15 protein-coding genes and 1 pseudogene are annotated in these 18,430 nt (G+C 69.4%); 12 read left to right on the top strand and 4 right to left on the bottom strand.

What is annotated here, in order from left to right; genetic code table 11:
- Positions 1 to 175: 175 nt before the first annotated feature.
- From AB0F10_RS35275 to AB0F10_RS35230, 10 genes are all read left to right on the top strand, one after another.
- Complete coding sequence (locus AB0F10_RS35275) at positions 176 to 1,459, top strand: serine hydrolase (RefSeq protein ID WP_360635362.1); 1,284 nt, start codon at positions 176 to 178, stop codon at positions 1,457 to 1,459.
- 178 nt (positions 1,460 to 1,637) lie between these two features.
- Positions 1,638 to 2,048 carry an ABC transporter permease subunit gene (locus tag AB0F10_RS35270; RefSeq protein WP_360635359.1) on the top strand — a complete coding sequence of 137 codons (411 nt, stop codon included), beginning with the start codon at positions 1,638 to 1,640 and terminating at the stop codon, positions 2,046 to 2,048.
- Positions 2,048 to 2,860, top strand: coding sequence for an ATP-binding cassette domain-containing protein (locus AB0F10_RS35265; RefSeq protein ID WP_360635356.1), 813 nt, complete (start codon positions 2,048 to 2,050; stop codon positions 2,858 to 2,860). The genes AB0F10_RS35270 and AB0F10_RS35265 overlap by 1 nt, the downstream gene beginning before the upstream one ends.
- Before the next feature lie 245 nt (positions 2,861 to 3,105).
- On the top strand, positions 3,106 to 4,554 hold the full coding sequence (locus AB0F10_RS35260; RefSeq protein WP_360635353.1) for a DEAD/DEAH box helicase: 1,449 nt from the start codon (positions 3,106 to 3,108) through the stop codon (positions 4,552 to 4,554).
- A 59-nt stretch (positions 4,555 to 4,613) separates the two neighbouring features.
- Complete coding sequence (locus tag AB0F10_RS35255) at positions 4,614 to 4,997, top strand: YbaB/EbfC family nucleoid-associated protein (protein ID WP_360635350.1); 384 nt, start codon at positions 4,614 to 4,616, stop codon at positions 4,995 to 4,997.
- Positions 4,994 to 5,323 carry a type VII secretion target gene (locus AB0F10_RS35250; protein ID WP_360635347.1) on the top strand — a complete coding sequence of 110 codons (330 nt, stop codon included), beginning with the start codon at positions 4,994 to 4,996 and terminating at the stop codon, positions 5,321 to 5,323. The genes AB0F10_RS35255 and AB0F10_RS35250 overlap by 4 nt, the downstream gene beginning before the upstream one ends.
- A gap of 110 nt (positions 5,324 to 5,433) precedes the next feature.
- Positions 5,434 to 6,534 carry a DUF4157 domain-containing protein gene (locus AB0F10_RS35245; RefSeq protein ID WP_360635344.1) on the top strand — a complete coding sequence of 367 codons (1,101 nt, stop codon included), beginning with the start codon at positions 5,434 to 5,436 and terminating at the stop codon, positions 6,532 to 6,534.
- The gene (locus AB0F10_RS35240; protein ID WP_360635341.1) at positions 6,531 to 6,794 is read left to right on the top strand and encodes a hypothetical protein; all 264 of its coding nucleotides are present in this window, start codon (positions 6,531 to 6,533) and stop codon (positions 6,792 to 6,794) included. The genes AB0F10_RS35245 and AB0F10_RS35240 overlap by 4 nt, the downstream gene beginning before the upstream one ends.
- Before the next feature lie 109 nt (positions 6,795 to 6,903).
- The gene (locus tag AB0F10_RS35235; RefSeq protein ID WP_360635338.1) at positions 6,904 to 10,089 is read left to right on the top strand and encodes a BTAD domain-containing putative transcriptional regulator; all 3,186 of its coding nucleotides are present in this window, start codon (positions 6,904 to 6,906) and stop codon (positions 10,087 to 10,089) included.
- 68 nt (positions 10,090 to 10,157) lie between these two features.
- Positions 10,158 to 11,579, top strand: coding sequence for an FAD-binding oxidoreductase (locus AB0F10_RS35230; protein ID WP_360635335.1), 1,422 nt, complete (start codon positions 10,158 to 10,160; stop codon positions 11,577 to 11,579).
- Between the two features lie 87 nt (positions 11,580 to 11,666).
- Here AB0F10_RS35230 and AB0F10_RS35225 read toward each other — a convergent pair whose 3' ends face one another.
- Positions 11,667 to 12,920: an ATP-binding protein gene (locus tag AB0F10_RS35225; protein WP_360635332.1), complete on the bottom strand. Its 1,254-nt coding sequence runs from the start codon at positions 12,918 to 12,920 to the stop codon at positions 11,667 to 11,669.
- Between the two features lie 423 nt (positions 12,921 to 13,343).
- On the opposite strand from AB0F10_RS35225, the gene AB0F10_RS35220 reads away from it, so the two are divergent.
- Positions 13,344 to 13,811 (top strand): hypothetical protein, encoded by a 468-nt coding sequence (locus AB0F10_RS35220; RefSeq protein WP_360635329.1) that lies wholly within the window; start codon positions 13,344 to 13,346, stop codon positions 13,809 to 13,811.
- 67 nt (positions 13,812 to 13,878) lie between these two features.
- Here AB0F10_RS35220 and AB0F10_RS35215 read toward each other — a convergent pair whose 3' ends face one another.
- Positions 13,879 to 14,487 carry a response regulator transcription factor gene (locus AB0F10_RS35215; protein ID WP_360635326.1) on the bottom strand — a complete coding sequence of 203 codons (609 nt, stop codon included), beginning with the start codon at positions 14,485 to 14,487 and terminating at the stop codon, positions 13,879 to 13,881.
- Between the two features lie 882 nt (positions 14,488 to 15,369).
- Between AB0F10_RS35215 and AB0F10_RS35210 the strand changes: the two genes are divergently transcribed.
- On the top strand, positions 15,370 to 15,546 hold the full coding sequence (locus AB0F10_RS35210) for a hypothetical protein (protein WP_360635323.1): 177 nt from the start codon (positions 15,370 to 15,372) through the stop codon (positions 15,544 to 15,546).
- Positions 15,547 to 16,948: 1,402 nt separating this feature from the next.
- Here AB0F10_RS35210 and AB0F10_RS35205 read toward each other — a convergent pair.
- Together AB0F10_RS35205 and AB0F10_RS35200 are read right to left on the bottom strand one after the other, a co-directional pair.
- Positions 16,949 to 17,797 (bottom strand): hypothetical protein, encoded by an 849-nt coding sequence (locus AB0F10_RS35205; RefSeq protein WP_360635320.1) that lies wholly within the window; start codon positions 17,795 to 17,797, stop codon positions 16,949 to 16,951.
- A 459-nt stretch (positions 17,798 to 18,256) separates the two neighbouring features.
- Positions 18,257 to 18,430 (bottom strand): annotated as a pseudogene (locus AB0F10_RS35200) (IS630 family transposase); the annotation flags it as partial.

Raw genomic sequence — 18,430 nt, 5'->3', positions numbered from 1 at the left:
GGGCTGGAAGGCGGGCTGGACGGCGCCGCGGTCGAGCACGCTGCGGAGCGCCAGTGCGGCGGTGTCGGTCAGCGGCTCGGTCTTGGTCATGCCGGCAACTGTGCGCCGCGGACCTCAACGCAGCGTCCAGCCGCATTCAAGAGGACGACAATCTGCCCTTCCGCCAGGAGTCCCGATGCTTCGAAGGATCATTGCCTCCGCCGTGGCGCTGATGCTGGCGATCGGCATCCAGGCAGCGCCCGCGCGGGCCGCCGCGCCGGCCGACACGCAGTTCGCCTGGCTGATCGACGCCTCCGCGCGACTGCCGGTATCGGCCGATGAGCTGGCACGGCACCTCGATCAGACCCTGCTCACGAACTCCGGCGGGCCTGACGGCTTCAACGACGCGTTGCGGCCGTACGCGCCGTTCACTCCCACGGCGGTCATCTCGTCGTCGCCGACGGAGGTGCGACGACTCGTGTCGGGTCCCGCCGGGACCCTGTTGGCGACCCTCGCCGTCGACCGGGCCGGCCTGGTGGGCGCGCTGCGGCTCACGCCGTACCTGCCGGCGCCGGCGACGTGGAACGCCGTCGACGACACCCTGCGTACGCTCGCGCCGCGGGTGTCGTTCGCGGCCATGCGGATCTCGCCGGCCGGCTGCCGGCTGGTGCACGGCGTGGACCCGGACACCGCCCGGCCGCTCGGTTCAGCCTTCAAGCTGTACGTGCTCGCCGCGCTGGCACAGGCCGTCAGGTCCGGCCGGTTGTCCTGGAACGCCGAGTTGCCGCTGAAGGCGGCGTGGAAGTCAGTGCCCTCGGGCGTTCTGCAGGATGAGCCGGACGGCACCGTTCACACCCTTGCCGAGTACGCCGATTACATGATCTCGATCAGCGACAACACCGCCACCGACCACCTGATCCACACGCTCGGCCGGGGCGCGGTACGGCGGCAGTTCACCCACCTCGGCAACGCCGAGCCGAACGCCCCGGTCCTGACGACACGGGAGTTCGCCACCCTCAAGGGCTGGCACTACCCGGCCGTCGCGTCCGCGTACGCCGCCCTGTCCAGCGGGCTTCGGGCGCCGCTGCTGCCGCTGCTCGACCGCGTGCCGCGCACCTCGATCAAGGCATGGGAGAACCCGAGAATGATCGACCAGGTGGAGTGGTTCGGCTCGCCGGTGGACATGTGCCAGGCCTACGCCGGCCTGTCGGCGCAGCGGGACCCGGCGGTCGATGCGGCGCTGACCCTAAACGACGGCGGAATCGCCCTGCCGTCGGCGGATTTCCCGACCGTCTGGTTCAAGGGCGGTTCCGAACCCGGCGTGATGACGCTCAACTACCTGGCCCGGGCCGCCGACGGCACCCTCGTAACGGCGAGCCTGATGCTCTCCGACCCCGCGCATCCGCTGGACGAGACGACGGTGGCGAACCGGGGCCTGGCCCTGCTCCGCGGCGCGATCCAGCTGGCGTCTGGTGCTTGAGCCCGCTACCGAGCGCTGACGGGACGTACCAGGCCACATACGATTGCATACATACGTTTGCATCATTGCGACGTGGCGGGAATCGACCAGCAGCCCTACCTGCAGGGCTTCCTGCCGGTTCTCTACCTGTACCTCTACAAGATCTCCGGCCCTCGGCTCCTACTACTTCCTGTTCGGCGTGCTGCTCACCACGTCGCACGCGTACCCGGCGCAGATCCCGGAGGCGGCACGGGTCCGGATCCAGCAGCTCTTCGGCGCGGCCGACTGGGCGTCGCTGACCTGGTGCGTGGCGATCGTCGTGCTCTTCCACGTCGTGCTCACCCGAACCCGCTGGGGCCTGCACACGATCTCGGTCGGCGGCAACCTGATCGGCGCCACCGAGGCGGGCATCCGGGCCAACCGCATCAAGATCGGCAACTTCATGATCGCCAGCATGCTCGGCGCCCTGATCCTCGCCGAACTGCAGAACGGCTTCAACCTCATCGGTGTCAGCGCCAACCCGTTCCAGCTGATCCTCGGCAGCGCGATCCTGCTCTCGATGATCGCGAACCAGTACCTGTCCCGGCTGCGGCGGACGGGAGGCGCCTGATGGCCGGGGAAACCGCGCTGCGGGTCGAACACATCGCCAAACAGTTCGGTGCGCTGACCGCGCTGAGCGACGTCAGCCTGCGCCTGGAGAAGGGCGAGGTGCTCGGCCTGATCGGCGACAACGGCGCCGGAAAATCCACGCTCATCAAAATCATCTGCGGATTCCACCGTCCGGACGCCGGCCGCACCTTCGTGGCCGGCCAGGAGGTCGTGCTCCGCAGCGTCGACCACGCCCGCTCGCTGGGCATCGACACCGTCTACCAGGGGCTGGCCCTGATCAACGAGCTGTCCGTCTACCACAACATGTTCCTCAACCGGGAACTACGGTTCGGGCCGCTGCTCAACAACCGCGCCATGCGCCGCCTGGCGCGCGAACACCTGGCCGAGATGGGCGTGAACATCCCGGACGTCGGCGCCGAGGTGGCCAAGCTGTCCGGCGGCCAGCGGCAGGCGGTGGCGGTGGCCCGGGCTGTCTACTCCGACGCCCGGGTCCTGCTGCTGGACGAGCCGCTCGCCGCGATGGGCGCCAAGGAGGGCGTGCTGATCCTCGACCTGATCCGCGACCTCAAGGCCAGGGGGGGACGTCTCGGTCATCATCATCGCCCACAACTACGCCCAGGTGCTCGATGTCTGCGACCGGGTCAACCTCCTGCAACACGGCACGATCACCTTCGACCGCCCCACCGCCGAAACGTCGCTGGACGAACTCACCGACCTGGTGGTTGCCGAATACCGCAGGCGCCGCACCCGCGGCTGACGCGAAATTGCCGCCGTTTTGTACGAGATCACCTCCTCCTTTTGTCGGGCGGGTGATCTCCGTGCGGGTATCGGAGTCGGGCCTAATGGCAGCGCGGATGAGCATCACAAATCTCGTCGGCGAATCGTTTTGTCAGGAAAGGATGCACTGAACTGACGGGGGATTGGCCATGGTTCAGGAGGCGGCGAGATTCGCCCTGAGGAAATTGCTGGAAACCTCGCCCGGGCAGAATAAGTACCAGTTGCAACATGGATTGACGTGGCTCGGGTTCAGCGGAATCGCTGTCCGTGAAATCAATCAGATGCTTTACGCCGGCAGGGCCTTGTTCGTCCGCGACGACGCCGCTCCACCGCGCTGGCGTCTCGCAGAGGCAACGAGCCACCGCCCGGCGATCACCGTGGCGCGGGCGGCACCCGCATCGCGCGGCCGCTATGCGGGCCGGGAGCCGCGTGAATGGCAACACGAGGCGCTGGCCGCGTGGATCGCCAACGGCAGGCGCGGCGTCGTGCAAGCCGTCACCGGCACGGGCAAGACCACCGTCGGGATCCTCGCGGCCGCCGCGGCCGTGGACGCCGGCGAGAGGGTGCTCGTCCTGGTGCCGGGAACCGAACTGCTTCAACAGTGGTACGACGTGATCCGGCGTGACCTGCCGGCGCTGCGGGTCGGACGCCTCGGATGCGGGCACCGGGACTCGCTCTCCAACCACCACATCGTGGTCGCCGTCGTCAATTCCGCCGCCGTCGATCCGGTCCTACCGGGAGGACTGTCCGGCCTGATCGTCGCCGATGAGGTTCACCGCTACGGAGCACCATTCTTCGCGCAGGCCCTGGACGACGCCTTCACCGCACGTTTGGGTTTGACCGCCACATACACGAGAGAGGACGACCTGCTCGAACGGAACCTGGTGCCGTATTTCGGGCCGGTGGTGGCCGGGTGCAGTTACCTGCGTGGTCTGGCCGACGGCATCCTCGCGCCGTTCCGGGTCGGATTCGTGGGAACCGATTTCACCGCGGCCGAACGGCAGCGGCACGACCAGTGCGAAAGCCGCATGAAGTCCTTCCGGAACCGGCTGACCTTCGAACACGGATGCCCGCCGGAGCCATTCGGTGAATTCATGTCGGCCGTCAACCGGCTGGCCCAGGGCGGCGGCCACGCCGCGACCAGGGACGCCCGCGGATATCTGCAGGCGTTCAGCAGGCGCCGTCAGCTGCTGGCCGAGTGCGAAAGAAAGTACCGGCTCCTCGCGGAGGTGGCTCCGGCCGTGGCCACCGTCGGCCGCGGACTGGTGTTCGGCGAGTCCAAGGCCTGCGCCGAGCAGTCCGCCGAGGTGCTGACGGACCGCGGCGTGCCGACGATGTCGATGACCAGCGATCTGTCGCAGGCCGAGCGCAGGAAGCGGCTGACGGCGTTCAAGGACGGGCGAGTGACGATGCTGGCCGCGCCCAGAATCCTCGACGAGGGCATCGACGTGCCGGAGGCGGACCTGGGGATCATCATGGCCGCGAGCCGGAGCAAACGGCAGATGATCCAGCGCATGGGCCGGGTGATCCGCCCCAAGAGCGACGGCCGCCCGGCGGCCTTCGTCGTGGTCTACGTCCGCGGCACCGCGGAGGATCCGAGCAACGGCGCGCACGAGGACTTCCGCGCGGAACTCACCGAGGTGGCTCAGGAGATCAAATACTTCAGCCGCATCCGGTACGCCGCCGAACTGCTCGAGTGGCTCCAGCCGCCGCAGCCACTGGCGGCGTGACCGGCGGCTTCGTCCACGGCCGATACCCTGGCGATGGCAGTCGATGAAGGGGAGGCCTCGTGAACGACGTCGATGCCGCCGAGGAATGGCTGGATTCCTGGACGGCCCAGGTGAACGCCCAGGCCGAGCGCAGCGTTGAACTCTCGCGCCGGGTCGCCTCGCTCGCCGCCACCGCGGAGGGCCGCGACGGCGCGATCCGGGTGACCGTCGGCTCGGCCGGCCAGGTCGAGCACCTCGACCTTGACGACCGCGTACACGAGTTGTCCGGCCCGCGGCTCGCGGAGGAGATCGTGTCGGTGATGCGGCGCGCGCAGGCCGCGCTGTCCAGCCGGGTGGCCGACGAGGTCCGGGCGACGGTCGGTGAGGACACCGAGACCGGGCGCGCGGTGATCCATTCGTTCGACTCCAGGTTCCCGGCGCCGGACGACGAGGAGGACCGGTGAGCACCGCTGTGGAATTTCCCGCCGTGTCGGTGCTGCGGCACGCCGAGGCGGTGAGCGAAGCCGCCGATCAGATGTTGCGGGCCCGGTCGGCGGTGGGCGAGGTGACCATGGACAGCGAGGCGTACGGGCAGCTGTGCCAGTTCCTGCCCGGCATCCTTAGCCCGCTGTTCGGCGGTGCCGCCGAGGTCATGAACGACGCGGCGGACGCGCTCGGGGAGACGGCGCTGAAGCTGCAAGCGACCGCGACGGCGATGGAGGCCGCGGACGCCGGCAGCGCCCGCAGGCTGGACGGTGCCGCGGGCCCCGGACTCGCGCTGCCGCTGTGAGCGACAACCCGCTGGTCGCCGAGGCGCAAAGCTCGACCACCTGGTACACCGGGCTCGGCCTGGTCGAGGACGCCGCGCAGATCAGCAGCGGCATCCACGACAACAGCTGGGTGGACGGCACCCTGGGTGGGGTCGGCGGCAGCCTCGACATACTCGCCACGGCGATCGATCCGCTCGGTTCGCTGGTGGCCTGGGGCGTCAGCTGGCTGATGGAGCACGTCAAGCCGTTGAAGGACGCCCTGGACTGGCTCGCCGGAAATCCCGACGAGATCGCCGCGCACGCCGCGACCTGGCGCAACGTCTCCGCCTCGGTCACCGGCACCCACGAGCAGTACTCGGACGCCGTTCGGGCGCAGACCGCCGGCTGGCTGGGCGCTTCCGGCGACGCCTACCGACGCCATGCGGCCCAGCAACTCGACATCCTCGGGGGCATCGCCACGGCGTCGGAAGCGATCTCGTACGCGGTGGAGGGCGCCGGCCTGCTGGTTGGGCTGGTCCGCGGCATCGTCCGTGACCTGATCGCCCAGTTCGTGGCGACTCTCGCCGCCCGGCTGCCGCAATGGCTGGCCGAGGAGGGACTGACCCTCGGCATCGCGAGCCCACTGGTCATCGGCCAGGTTTCCGCCCTCGTCGCCAAATGGGTCAACAAGATCCAGCACTTCATCCGCGCGCTCCTGAGCAGCCTGCGCCGACTGAACGGCAAACTCGACGACCTGACCGGCGTGCTCGACGGGCTGAAGCAGGCCCTGCGCCGGCTCGGCCGCTCCGACCCGACGGCAAGCACGCCGAAGGTGCCCGCCAGCCCGGACTTTTTCAGTAAGAGCCCGGTGCGCAGCAACCGGGACGTCCTCGACACCGGTCCCGGCACCCCGATGACTTCCGACAACGTCAACGACGTCGCGGGCCGGATGGACATCGACCTCCGGGACGTCGATCTCGTGATCATCAGCGAGTCGGAGGAGATCCGCTACCTCGACCACATGGACGCAGGCGCTTACACGCCCTCCGAACTCAACGGAACGCAGATCCGTTTCGGCCCGGCCAGTTTCGCCGACGAAGAAACGCTTGCGGCTACCATCGCCCACGAGTACACCCATGTCGTGCAGCAGCGGGCCGGAGAACATCTGCACCGGCTGTTGAGGGAGCTGGAGGATCAGGCTTACGACAGCGAGATACCAGCCCTCGAACGGTATAGGAACACCCAGCCATGACAGCAGTACAGTTCCTGGTCAACGAGGTCTTCGACCTTCCAACACGTGGCGGCCTCATCGCAGTAGGATCGACCCGTAACGGCGACTTCATCGGCATCCCGCGCCTGCGTGATGAGGCCAGTGGTCAGCCCATTCGGGTCATTGGCGTTGATCATCCGACACCGCGGACCCTGCGTACCGGCGAGACCATCCTGGTGGTGGACCGCGCCGACGCGGAGCACGTAAGGGTCGGACGGCTGTGGACCGCTGAGGACCAGTAGCCGGCCGTCTACGCAGTGGCCGGCGCCGGGGTTCTTGCGCTACCGCACTTGACCGGATGGCGGAAGTCGGACCGAAGGCCTGTCGATACGCTGAGCCCGGAGGCTTCGTGTGCAGATCCGGCTGCTCGGCGGGTTCGTCGTGGTCAGGGACGGTACGCCCGTCCAGGCTCGTGAGTGGCGGTTGCGTAAGGCACGGACGCTGGTCAAGCTCCTGGCGTTGACGCCTGATCAACGGCTCCATCGCGACGTGCTGCTGGACACGCTGTGGCCGGATCGCGACCCGGCGTCCGCGGCGAACAATCTCCACCAGGTGCTGCACGTGGCGCGTCGGGTCCTCGCCGGTGACGGCCCGAGTACCGGCCTGGTCGAGCTCCGCGACGACGTCGTGGTCCTGCGCGCGCAGGATCCCGTCGACGTCGACGTGCTGCGTTTCGAGCGGCTGGCCGGGCAGGCCAGGGCGAGCGGCGAGCTTGACGACCTGCGTGCGGCGGTCGCGGCGTACACGGGTGATCTGCTTCCCGAGGACCGGTTCGAGGATTGGGCGGTGCGGCGGCGCGAGGAACTGCGGGGGAGCTTCTGCGACCTGCTCGTCGATGTCGCGGAGAAGGCCGTCGAGGCGGAATCGCTCGACGCCGTGGATCGGGCGCTGGCCGTGGATCCGCTGCACGAGCGGGCGGTCCGCGGCCTCATGCGGCGCCTCGTGGCGCAGGGCCGGCGTTCGGAGGCTCTCGCCCGGTTCGAGCGGCTGCGCGACGACCTGCGCGAGGCCTACGGCACCGATCCGGACCCGGAGACGCGGAGTCTCTACCGCGACCTGCTCACCGGGGACGAGCAGCCGGCGCGGGCGGCCGCCGTCGCCCGGCACAACCTGGCGCCGGCGCTGACCAGCTTCGTCGGGCGGGAGCGGGAGATCGCCGAGGTTCATCGCCTGCTGGACCGCGGCGGGCTGATCACGTTGACCGGGGTGGGCGGCGCGGGCAAGACCCGGCTCGCCGAGGAGTCGGCGCATCGGCTGATCGGCGCCTACGCCGATGGGGTCTGGATGGTCGAGCTCGCTCAGGTCGGCAACCCGCACCTGGTCGCCGACACCGTGGCGGCGGCACTGCGCCTCGAACCGGCCGCCGGCTCACACCCCCTGCGTACGCTGGTCGGGCGGTTGGCCGCGGAAAAGCTGCTGCTCGTCCTGGACAACTGCGAGCACCTGCTCAGCGCCTGCGCCGAGCTCGCGATCGCGGTCCGCCGGGCCTGCCCCGGCGTGACCCTGCTGGCGACCAGCCGGGAGCCCCTGCACGTCCCGGGCGAGGTGACGTTCCGGGTGCCGTCGCTGGAGCTGCCCGAGCCGGCCGCCGCGGGCGACCCGGTCCGGCTCGCCACGCTTGCCTCGGTACGGCTGTTCCTGGACCGGGCGCGGGACGTACGCCCGGACTTTCTCCTCGACGGCGTCAACGCGGCGGCCATCGTGCAGATCTGCCGGCGCCTCGACGGCATCCCGCTCGCCCTGGAACTGGCCGCCGCCCGGGTGTCCCACCTCGAGGTCGTGGAGATCGCCGAGCGGCTGAGCGAGGCGCTGTCGCTGCTGGGCCGGCGCGGCGCGGTCACCCGGCACGCCACGCTGCGGGCCGCGCTCGAATGGAGCCACGACCTGCTCGGCGACGACGAGCAGATCCTGCTGCGGCGGCTCGCGGTGTTCGCCGGCAGCTTCACGCTGCCGATGGCCGAGCGGGTCTGCGCCGACGAGCGGCTGCCCCGCGGCGAGATCCTGGATTGTCTCGGCCGGATCGTCGACAAGTCGCTCGTCCACATCGAACGTGCCGGTGAGCGATCGCGCTACCGGCTGCTGGAGACGATCCGGCAGCTGGCCCGCGAGCGGCTCGTCGCGGCCGGCGAGGTCGAGCCGTTAGAGGCCGCGCACTGCCGGCATTTCCTGGGTCTCGCGCGAGACCACGACCCGGACCGGACCTCCGGCGTGGTGGTGGAGCGCCCGCAGTTGCTCGACGCCGACCATGACAACCTGCGGGCCGCCCTCGCCTGGGCGCTGCGCCACGACGACGCGCAGGCGCTGTCGCTGGGGGTGAGCCTGTGGCGGTACTGGCTGGCGCGCGGCCATTTCGCCGAGGGCGCGGGGTGGCTGGAGCGCATTCTCGAGGTGCCGCCGGCGCCGTCGCCGGAGCTGACCCGCGCCTACTTCGCGCTGGCGGTCCTGGAGGCCCGCCGGGGCCTGAGCGACCGGCTCGCGAGCCTGGGTGACGCGGGCGTGGCCGCCGCCGGATCGACGGCGGATACCGCGTACGCCCGGCTGATGCGCGGCACGCTGCAGCTCGGCGTCGCCGAGCTCGACGACGCCGAGCGGACCGCGACCGCCGTACTCGCCGAGTCGCCGCCCGACGCGCCGGTGACGGTCGCCGCGTCCTGGCTCGCCGCCCTGGTCGCGCTGTTCCGGGAGGATGTGGGCCTGGCCCGGCAGCGGTTCACCGGTTTCCTCGACCGGCTGAGCCGCATCAGCCCGGCGGCGCCGCCCTTCCTGCCGGCGGTGACACCGTGCCTGCCGCTGGTGCCGGTCGGCGGGTCGCTGGTGCCGGTGTTCGAGGAGTCGTGGCTGCTCGGCCGCCGCGTCGGCGCCGTGCAGGGCCACGCGTACGCGCTGTCCGGGCTCGGCTACGTCCACCGGCTCGGCGGAGACCTGGCCGGCGCCCTGGACACGACGAAGCGCGCGGTCGAGGAGTTCGCCCAGATCGACGACGTCGCCGGGCTGGCCCACGCCCTCAACCACCTCGGCTGCGTCGAGCGCGACGCCAGGCTGTTCGACGCGGCCGACAAGCACCTGCGCGAGGGTCTGCGGCTTCGCGAGCAACTCGGAGACCGCCGCGGCGAGAACCTGAGCCTGGCCAACCTCGGACTGCTGTCCGCCGCGGCCGGCGACGTCGCACAGGGCCGCCGGTACGCCCGCATCGCCCTCGACCGCGGCGAGGCCGTCGACGACGGGCCCGGAGTCGGCGGCGCCCTGCTGAACCTCGCGGTGGTCGAGTTGTTCGCCGGCGACCGGCACCGCGCTCGGACCCTCATCGAGCAGACGGTCGAGTCGTTCGGCCCGCAGGGCTACCTCCGCATCGTTGCCTGGTGCCGGCTGCTGGCCGCGGAACTCGCCCGCGACGACGGCGATCCGGACGCCTTCGACCGCCACGGCCGCGCGGCCGTCAGCCTGTTCGCGCAGCTCAAATGCCATATCGGGGTGGCCCGGGCGCAGGCGCTGCCACTCGCCGGGCGCGGCCGCTCACTCACCGCTAAGCGACGCTAAGCCACTGCGAAGGCCGTTTACCTAGCGTCGGACCTGTTGATTTCAAGACGCGACCATAGGGAGCAGTCATGACCACAGCGCAGCCGAGTCCGGACGCGCTTGGCGACGCCACGCTCGGCGAACTGGCACAGGCATTACGGGGCGACCTGATCCGCCCGGGTGACGACGGCTACGACGAGGCCCGATCGATCTGGAACGGCAGCCACGACCGGAAGCCGGCCCTCATCGTCCGCTGCCGCGGGGAGGCCGACGTCCTCAAGACGGTGGAGTTCGCCCGCAGCGAGGGCCTGCCGATCGCGGTACGCGGTGGCGGGCACAGCATTCCCGGCTTCTCCACGGTGGACGACGGCCTGGTGCTGGACCTGTCACTCATGAACGCCGTCCACGTCGACCCCAGCCGGCGCACCGTCACCGCGCAGGCGGGCTGCCTGTGGAGCGACGTCGACGCCGAGGCACAGGCCTTCGGGCTTGCCGTCACCGGCGGCCTGATCTCCACGACCGGCATCGCCGGTTTCACCCTCGGCGGAGGCATCGGCTGGCTGGTCCGCCGGTGCGGCCTGACCTGCGACAACCTGGTCGGGGCCGACATCGTGACCGCGGACGGCCAATACCTGCACGTCAGCGAGGACGAGCACCCGGAACTGCTCTGGGCGCTGCGCGGCGGCGGCGGCAACTTCGGCGTCGTCACCTCCTTCGAATTCCGCATGCAGGAGGTCGGCCCGACGGTCTACGCCGGGCTGGTCTTCTACCACGGCGCCGAGGCCGACCGGGTGCTCCGCGGCTTCCGTACGGCCGCGGCCGGCGCGCCGGACGAGCTGTCCATGGCGGTCAACCTGACCACCGCGCCGCCGGCGCCGTTCCTGCCCGAGGAGGTGCACGGCAAGCCCATCATCGCCGTACTCGGCCTGTGGTCCGGCCGCCCGGAGGACGGCGACGCGGCCACCCGGCCGTTCCGCGAACTGGCCCCGGTGGTGGTCGATCTGTTCAACCCGATGCCGTACGTCGCGATGCAGACCCTGCTGGACCCGCTCTACCCGCGCGGCCTGTGGAACTACTTCCGGTCGGCGTTCTTCGCCGAGCTCGACGACGCGACCACCGAGGCGGTCGTCTCTGCATACTCCCAGGTGCCGAACGCCCTGTCCGAGCTGCACATCCACCACCTCGGGGGTGCGATGGGCCGGGTGCCGGCCGATGCGACGGCCTTCGGCACCCGGGACCGGGACTTCATCCTCAACGCGGTGGCGCGCACGCCGGGGGCGGCGGGCTACGACGGGGTGGTCGAGTGGGCCCGCTCGGCGACGGCCGCGCTCGGCCCGGATGCCGCGTCGTACGTGAACTTCACCGGCGAGGCCAGCGAGGACCGGGTCCGGGCCTCCTACCCCACGGCCACCTACGACCGGCTGGTCGCGGTCAAGGACCGCTACGACCCGACGAACATGTTCCGCCTCAACCAGAACATCCGGCCGTCGGCCGCCGCAGACCGCGGCTGAGCAGACTTCGATCCGCGGAGGCGCCACATTCGATATGCGGCGTCTCCGCGTTCGATTTGCGCAGCCTGGAGGCGAAGAAGGGCGAGGTCAGCCGGCCGGAGCCTGCCACAGGGCGCTGACGGGCATGGCCCGAAGCCTGTCGCCGAACGGCAGCGTGGACGTGCCGGTGTAGAGGACGATGCCGGCGATGAAGTCGTCGCCGAGGCGGTCGGCGAGTCGACGTAGCCCGCGGAAGTCGTCGGGACCGACGGTCGAGGCGGCCTTGACCTCGATGCCGACGACGTGGCCGGCTCGGTTCTCGAGTACCGCGTCGACCTCGTATTTGCTCTGGTCGCGGTAGTGGGACAGGTCGGCCGGCTGCGCGGACCACGTGAGCTGGCGGGACAGCTCGGACAGGACGAACGATTCGAGTAGCGTGCCGAACGGCGCGCCCGGCCGGAGCAGCGCTCGGGCGTCGGTGGCGACTTCGTTGGCGGCGATCCCCGAGTCGACGAAGATCAGTTTTGCCGCTGCGGTGGCTCGGGTGCCGAGATTGCGTGACCAGCCGGGGATCCGTTTGACCAGGAAGATCTCCTCCAGCGCGCGGAGGTAACGCGCTACGGTCGGCCGGCTGAGCCCGAGCGCGGACTCCAGGGAGTTGGCGGTGATGATGGTCGCGGACCTGGCGGCGAGCAGGCGTACCAGTTTGCGGAGTTCGCCCTTGTGCTGGAGGTCGGAGAGCTGCCGGACATCGCGGTCGATGAGCGCCTGGACGTAGGCGTCGAGGAACCGTTGGCGGCGGCGCGCGTCGTCACGCGTCGTTGCCTCGGGCAGGCCGCCGCGCACGATTCTGGCCGCGTAGTCGGCCCGGGTAACCGTTGATTCGTGTCGCAGGTCGGGGCCGAGCGCGAAGACCGCGTCGATGAACCCGTCCGGCTCGCCGTCGAGCTCGCCCTGGGAGAACGGCCAGAGCTCGACGGTCTCCATCCGGCCGGGCAGCGCGTCGGGAGCGGCGACCATCCCGAACAGCCGGGACGAGCCGGTGAGCAGGTAGCGGCCGGGACGGGGATCCTCGTCGACGGCGGCCTTGATGGCCAACAGCAGCTCCGGGGCGCGCTGGATCTCGTCGATGACCAGCAGCTCCGAGGAGTCGACGAAGCCGACCGGGTCGGTGGTCGCGGCGGCGCGGTCCTGGGCTCGGTCGAGGTCGCGGCGCTCGGCAAGCCGATCCCCGGCGACGATGCGAACCAGGGTGCTCTTGCCGGCTTGGCGTGCTCCGCTGATCAGCACGACCCGCGTGTCGGCCAGGGCAGCGTCCACCTGTGCGGCGGCGCGGCGTGGGACGAGGTGCGGTGCGGGCACGACCTCACGATACCAGCAGGGTTTCGATCTGCGGACCAGTCGGCTTTCGATCTGCGGGCGCAGCGATATTCGATTTGCGGCACCCACAACGTTCATTTGCGCTCATGGGTGACTCCCTGGCCCTGGGTGTATCTGACCTTCATCCGATAACCAGCGGCTGTGACACGGAACGGCCGTTTCTGCGTTGCAGGCGGTCGTTTGACCTGGTCGAACACGGTTATCGGCCGGCAAAACGTGACTATTGTCAACGATCCCCCTGACAGCACTCACTGGGTTGACCCCGCCCGGGCAGCGAGGCTTATCGATGACAAGAGAAGCCAGACGGATCATTCAGCAGGAGGAACGATGACACATCGGCAACGGCTAACGATGATCGTCCTAACCTTGGTCGCGGCAATGGGACTCACCTTCTCGGGTGCGGGCATGGCCAGTGCCGCCCCGAGCGCCGCGGCGGCAGCGCCGCCCGTGACCGCCCTCGCCACACCGATCACCGGCACGGCCGACAACGGCTCCTTCGCCGGTAACTTCACCCCGACGAGGTTCTCGTCGCAGAACGGAAACCTGCTGGCCACCGGCGTGCTGACCGGTACGGTCCGCGACTCGTCCGGCGCACCCATCGGTACGGTCAACCGCACCGTCAGCATGCCCGTGACCTTCGCCGCGGCGACGTGTCAGGTGCTGAACCTCGTTCTCGGGCCGCTGCACCTCGACCTGCTCGGCCTGGTGATCGACCTGAACCAGGTGCACCTGGTGATCACCGCGGTGCAGGCGCCCGGCAACCTGCTCGGCAACCTGCTGTGCGCGATCACCCACCTGCTCGACGGCACCCCCGCCGCGGGTGGACTGGCCGCGCTCCTCAACGCCATCCTGGCCCTGCTCGGCCAGCTCTGACCGGCATCTCTTCGGCGTAGCCGCACCCCACCGGGTGCGGCTACGCCGCCGTCGTCGTGGATGGCAGTCAGCGGAACCAACCGGCGCCCTCTGCGAGGCGGACCGCCTCCAGACGGTTGCGGGCGCCGGTCTTGCGGAGGATCGCCGAGATGTAGTTACGCACGGTGCCGGTGCTCAGGTGCAGCTCGGCGGCGACCTCAGTGGACGGCACCCCCGACGCGGCCACACTCAGCACACTGAGCTCCCGCGGTGACAGCGGACTGCGCGGCGCCGCCACCATCGCCACGGCCAGGCTCGCGTCGATCACCCGTTCACCCCGGTCGAGCCGGCGGATGCCGTGGACCAGCTCACACGGTGCGGCCTGGGTACTGACGACGCCGTCGATGCGCAGGTCGAGCGCCCGGTTGAGCAGTATCGACTCGCCGGGATCGGCCAGTACCAAGATGGCGCAATCGGGCTGCTCCGCGGAGAGCCGCGCGGTCTCAGCCAGGCCGTCGCCAGCCAACAACGCGATGTCGACCACAGCCACGTCGGGCAGCACCGCGCGGGCCATCTCCAGCGCTTGATTCAGGCCGCCCAGGTCGGCGACCACCTCGAGGTCTTCCTCCCGGGACAACGTCGCCGCCAGGGCGCCGCGGAGCAGATTCATGGGTTCGACGAGCAGAATGCGGGTCACGATGGCCTCCCAGCCAGGGTCAAAGCTTCGGGCGGCCGAACTGGTGCCGGCCGGTTTCCGGATCCCCTGCGGGAGTTGGTTCAGCTGGGAGGGCCCGCGTAGCGGATGGTGCGTCCGCGGGCGAGGAGATCGGTGGCCACGCACCGGCCGGCGGCCGCCACCTCGGGCCGCCACGACGACAGGACAGTGCTCATCGCGGGTGCGCTGCCGCCACCGGAATCACGCGCTTGTCCGGTGTGAGCCGAGCGGTCGGCCGGCTGCCTCGGCAGAGCCGGGAGGGGCGCTGTCCGCGGTTGAGGCTGTGCCACCGAGTGGGTGGTCGCGTCGGACAGCACGGATGCCGGCGTGAAGACCGGCGTGAAGGCCGGCGGTTGCGGGAGCGGGAACGCCAGCGCGGACACCGGCGGCAGGAGCTGCCGGTACGGCAGAGAGGCGCTGGGCAACGCCGTAGGTCGGGCGAGCACCGGTGCGAGGCCGGGCAGCTGCGGCCAGGACGGCTGCTGCGGCATAGCGGGGAGTTCGGCCTGTGGCAGACCTGGCAGCGGCGTCCAAGAGGGGACCGTGACCATTGGCAGAAGACCGCGTAGCGGGGTCCAAGAGGGGACCGTGACCATTGGCAGAAGACCGCGTAGCGGGGTCCAAGAGGGGACCGTCACCATTGGCAGAAGATCGCGTAGCGGCGTCCAAGAGGCGAGCACGACCTTTGGCAGATCGGGCGGCTCGACAAGCTCGGGCATGGAAGGGAGATGCGCGGCGGCCGACAACTTGTGCCGGACGACCGCAGTCCGTGCTGGGGTCGCCGTGCCCCGGGCAGATGCTCTGACCACGCCGGACGTGGGCTGACGGAGCTTCGATGTCCGAACCTGCATCCGCCGGACCGTCTTGCCGGCCCGGGTGCTCGACGCCTGCATCCGCCGGACCGTCTTGCCGGCCCGGGTGCTCGACGCCCGGGTCTTCGACGCCTGGGTCTTCGGGGCGTGGGTCTTCTTCGCTGCCGGGGCTTTCGGCGCCTGGAACCTGGGCGTCTTGGCCGTTGGCCGGTGGAGCCGCTGCTGGTGAGCCTTCGGAGCGGTCGACCTTGGAATAGTCGGCTTTGGTGCCGGGATGGCTTCTCTGCCTGCGGCGGCCACGGTCTTGACAGAGGCGACCGGATCCGTTGCGGTGATTTGATTGATCGAGCCCGCATCGGCCCGCGCCGCGTGATCGAAAAGGCTCAGCACGAGATAGGCCGCAGCGGCCACACCGAGCAGCACAAATAGGCGAACAACGGTCCGGGTCACCCCGGGCGCGCCGTTCTCTCTTTGCGCATGTCCGCTCCGCATTCAGAGTTCGATACCCATTCCCGGCACGCTGACACTCATCGGCGGTGGGATCACGGCCGACGCTCGGGCCACGGGTGGCCGCCGAAGAACGACGTTGCCTCCAGTGGCCGGCCGAGATCTCCGAGCCCACGATCGCTCACCACTTGATCGACATTGGCCTGGCTGCGGACGTCGGTGAGATTGTCGATCGGCTAGGCGCCCATGCCGGAAGGCAGCGTCGAGGCGCGTGCCCGCCATCTGCGCGCCGAACTGGCGGAGGCGATCTACGTTCTGATCATCGAGCGTTCCCGAAGGCCGATCACCCGCCTTCACCACAGCCGCGAAGACGCCGAGAAGGCGCTGCGGAAGCTCGTCGGGGACCCGACCGCGGCCGAACAGCGGTGGTGGGTCATGCGGCGTACCCTCGACGGCCGTGACGCCGGGCAAGGCTGGACCGGCCCTCGTCCCGTCAATGACCCTCCGCAGATAGCCATGTGCCGGGCACCCTCGTGCGCGATGTGCCCGGCTACGCTGCCGCAGGAGCGCACCCCGCGGTACCGGTGCACGAACAGCCGGCGGACCCTTCACGAAGGTCAAGCCGACCGTCGAGGATGTTTTACCTGGTCAGTAGGCGTCGCAAACCCTCCGGATCTGCTCGGCGAGGGGATAGCCTCCGAGATCAGCAATGGGCACCCGCTGTCACCGCCGGGCAGGCCCGGTCGCGTGTGCAGGAAATCTGCTCCGCACGACCTCCGACCAGGGGCGGAACCACCATCGCAGCACCCGACGGCACCCGTTGGTACTCCAGGGGATGCCCGGGCACGCGTGAGTCTCCGCAGGTCGGTACGATATGGGCCGTAGGCCCTCGTAGCTCAGGGGATAAAGCATCGGTTTCCTAATGTGGACGTGCATCGAGGTTCCACGCCGAACTACCTGCAGTAACGGCAGTTCACAGGACCGCCGTTGCGTCGCGTCTGCTCCAGGCGTGCTCGGTGGGTCGGCTACCGATGGGCCGAGTCCGAGTCGACTTCTGGACCTTCTTGTCCGTAGTCATATGCCTAGTCGTCACTCGACTATGACCGATTCGGCGCCTAACAGCCTTCGGAGGTCCGACAGCCCGGCGTCGGCCGCAGACTCTTTCAGGTGACGTTGGCTTGAGCTCATATCGTCAGGCGGCGCCACGGGTGGTCGGCTGGCGGAGGTTCGAGTTCGGATAGGAGGCGTTGGTGTTCCTGTCGAAGCGACGTGGCGAGCAGATTGTCGTGAGGGCGCTGCTCTAGCTTTCTCACCACGGTGCACAGCGCGGTGAGGTCGAGATTTTCCGGCGGCCGAACGCCGAGGTGCTTCGCGACGGCATGTACGGTTTGGTTGGTGCGCCGGGCGGCGCGCCTGAAGTTCCGCAGGCTGCCCTTTCGGCTTACTCCTCCAGCAAGGGCAAGCTTCGGAAGGTAGGTGAGTGTGTCGCGCAGCGGTAGATCCCATGCCTGGGTTGCGGCGTCCTCGGCCGTTACGCCGTGGCGGGTCAGAGCATCGGCCAGGAGCGGAGCGAAGCTTGTCGGGTACAGGAACGCGGATCGGCCTTCAGAGTCAGGGCCGAAGAGGGTGGCCGCGAGCTGAGCTGCCGGCCGCCCGACGGAGAAGGCGGGGAGATCGTCGGCTTCTATGGTCCACACGCTCACGGATGAGTCGAGTACTGCCGCATTGACCAGGGCTATGCCGATACGGTTCGCGAGGCCGTCTCCGCGCAACGGTTTCAGGACCACGGTGACGTGGTCGCGGTCTCGCCGGATGTCGTCCACGATCAGGCTGGCTAGGCCGAACGACTTCGCCAGTTTGGTGTCCCGGTTGATCGGTGATCCGGGCCCCTCGGCCTGGCCGACAGCCTCGCCAAGTGCTGGAAGCAGGCTACGGGCAATTTGGATGCCTGCTTGGAATCCTCGGCACACGGACCAGATGAAGTCGGCTGTTGACTCGACTTCCGCCAAGTCGACAGCGGTTTCTCCGAACATCGCCATTCCGTGTTCGGGATCCCAGTGGAGATCTTCGTGTGCGCATGCGTTACGCCACGCAGGCTCAATGAGGCAGGCTATCGTCTCGCAGAGCGGGGTTTGCGTTCGGTGGACGAGCAGGCGGCTCCTGATTTCGTTGAGGCCTACGGTGCTGGGCGGTGCTTCGCCTAGAAAACCCAGGATTTCGATAGCCGCCGACCGGAGGGGTCCCTCAGAAAGCGCTCGGTAGAGCTCGGCGACGCCGCGTGTTCGCGTGTCCTCGTCGGGTGCGGCTGCGATCGTGCGCCGGGTTGCCGAGAGCCCTCGGTGCGTCGAGTATGACTTTCTGGTCTCGGGCTACAGCGCTGATTATTACGGCGGCTGTCGCACTCAAGTTTTCGGCGGCAGCCGCTCGGACGAGATCGCACGCATCACGGGCCGCACGATGAGCAACCAGCGGGTCCGAATCGGTGGCCAGCGCTAAGCCCCTGGCGAGAACTCCTTCCCGTAACCCTCGGGTAGCCAGGGCGAGGTCCAGGGTGCCGCGGTGGTCAGGTTCTGGGTGTTGGTGCGGTGTTGGAAGAACGCGTGGGTTTGGTGTGTCCGGTCGGTGATGGTCGCGGCGAAGGTGTTCGCGAGTTGTCGTTTCAGCGC

Source organism: Actinoplanes sp. NPDC026623 (assembly GCF_040638275.1).
Lineage (GTDB): Bacteria > Actinomycetota > Actinomycetes > Mycobacteriales > Micromonosporaceae > Actinoplanes.
Note: the sequence above shows the minus strand (reverse complement) of the source record. Positions and strands in the feature narration are given on the sequence as shown.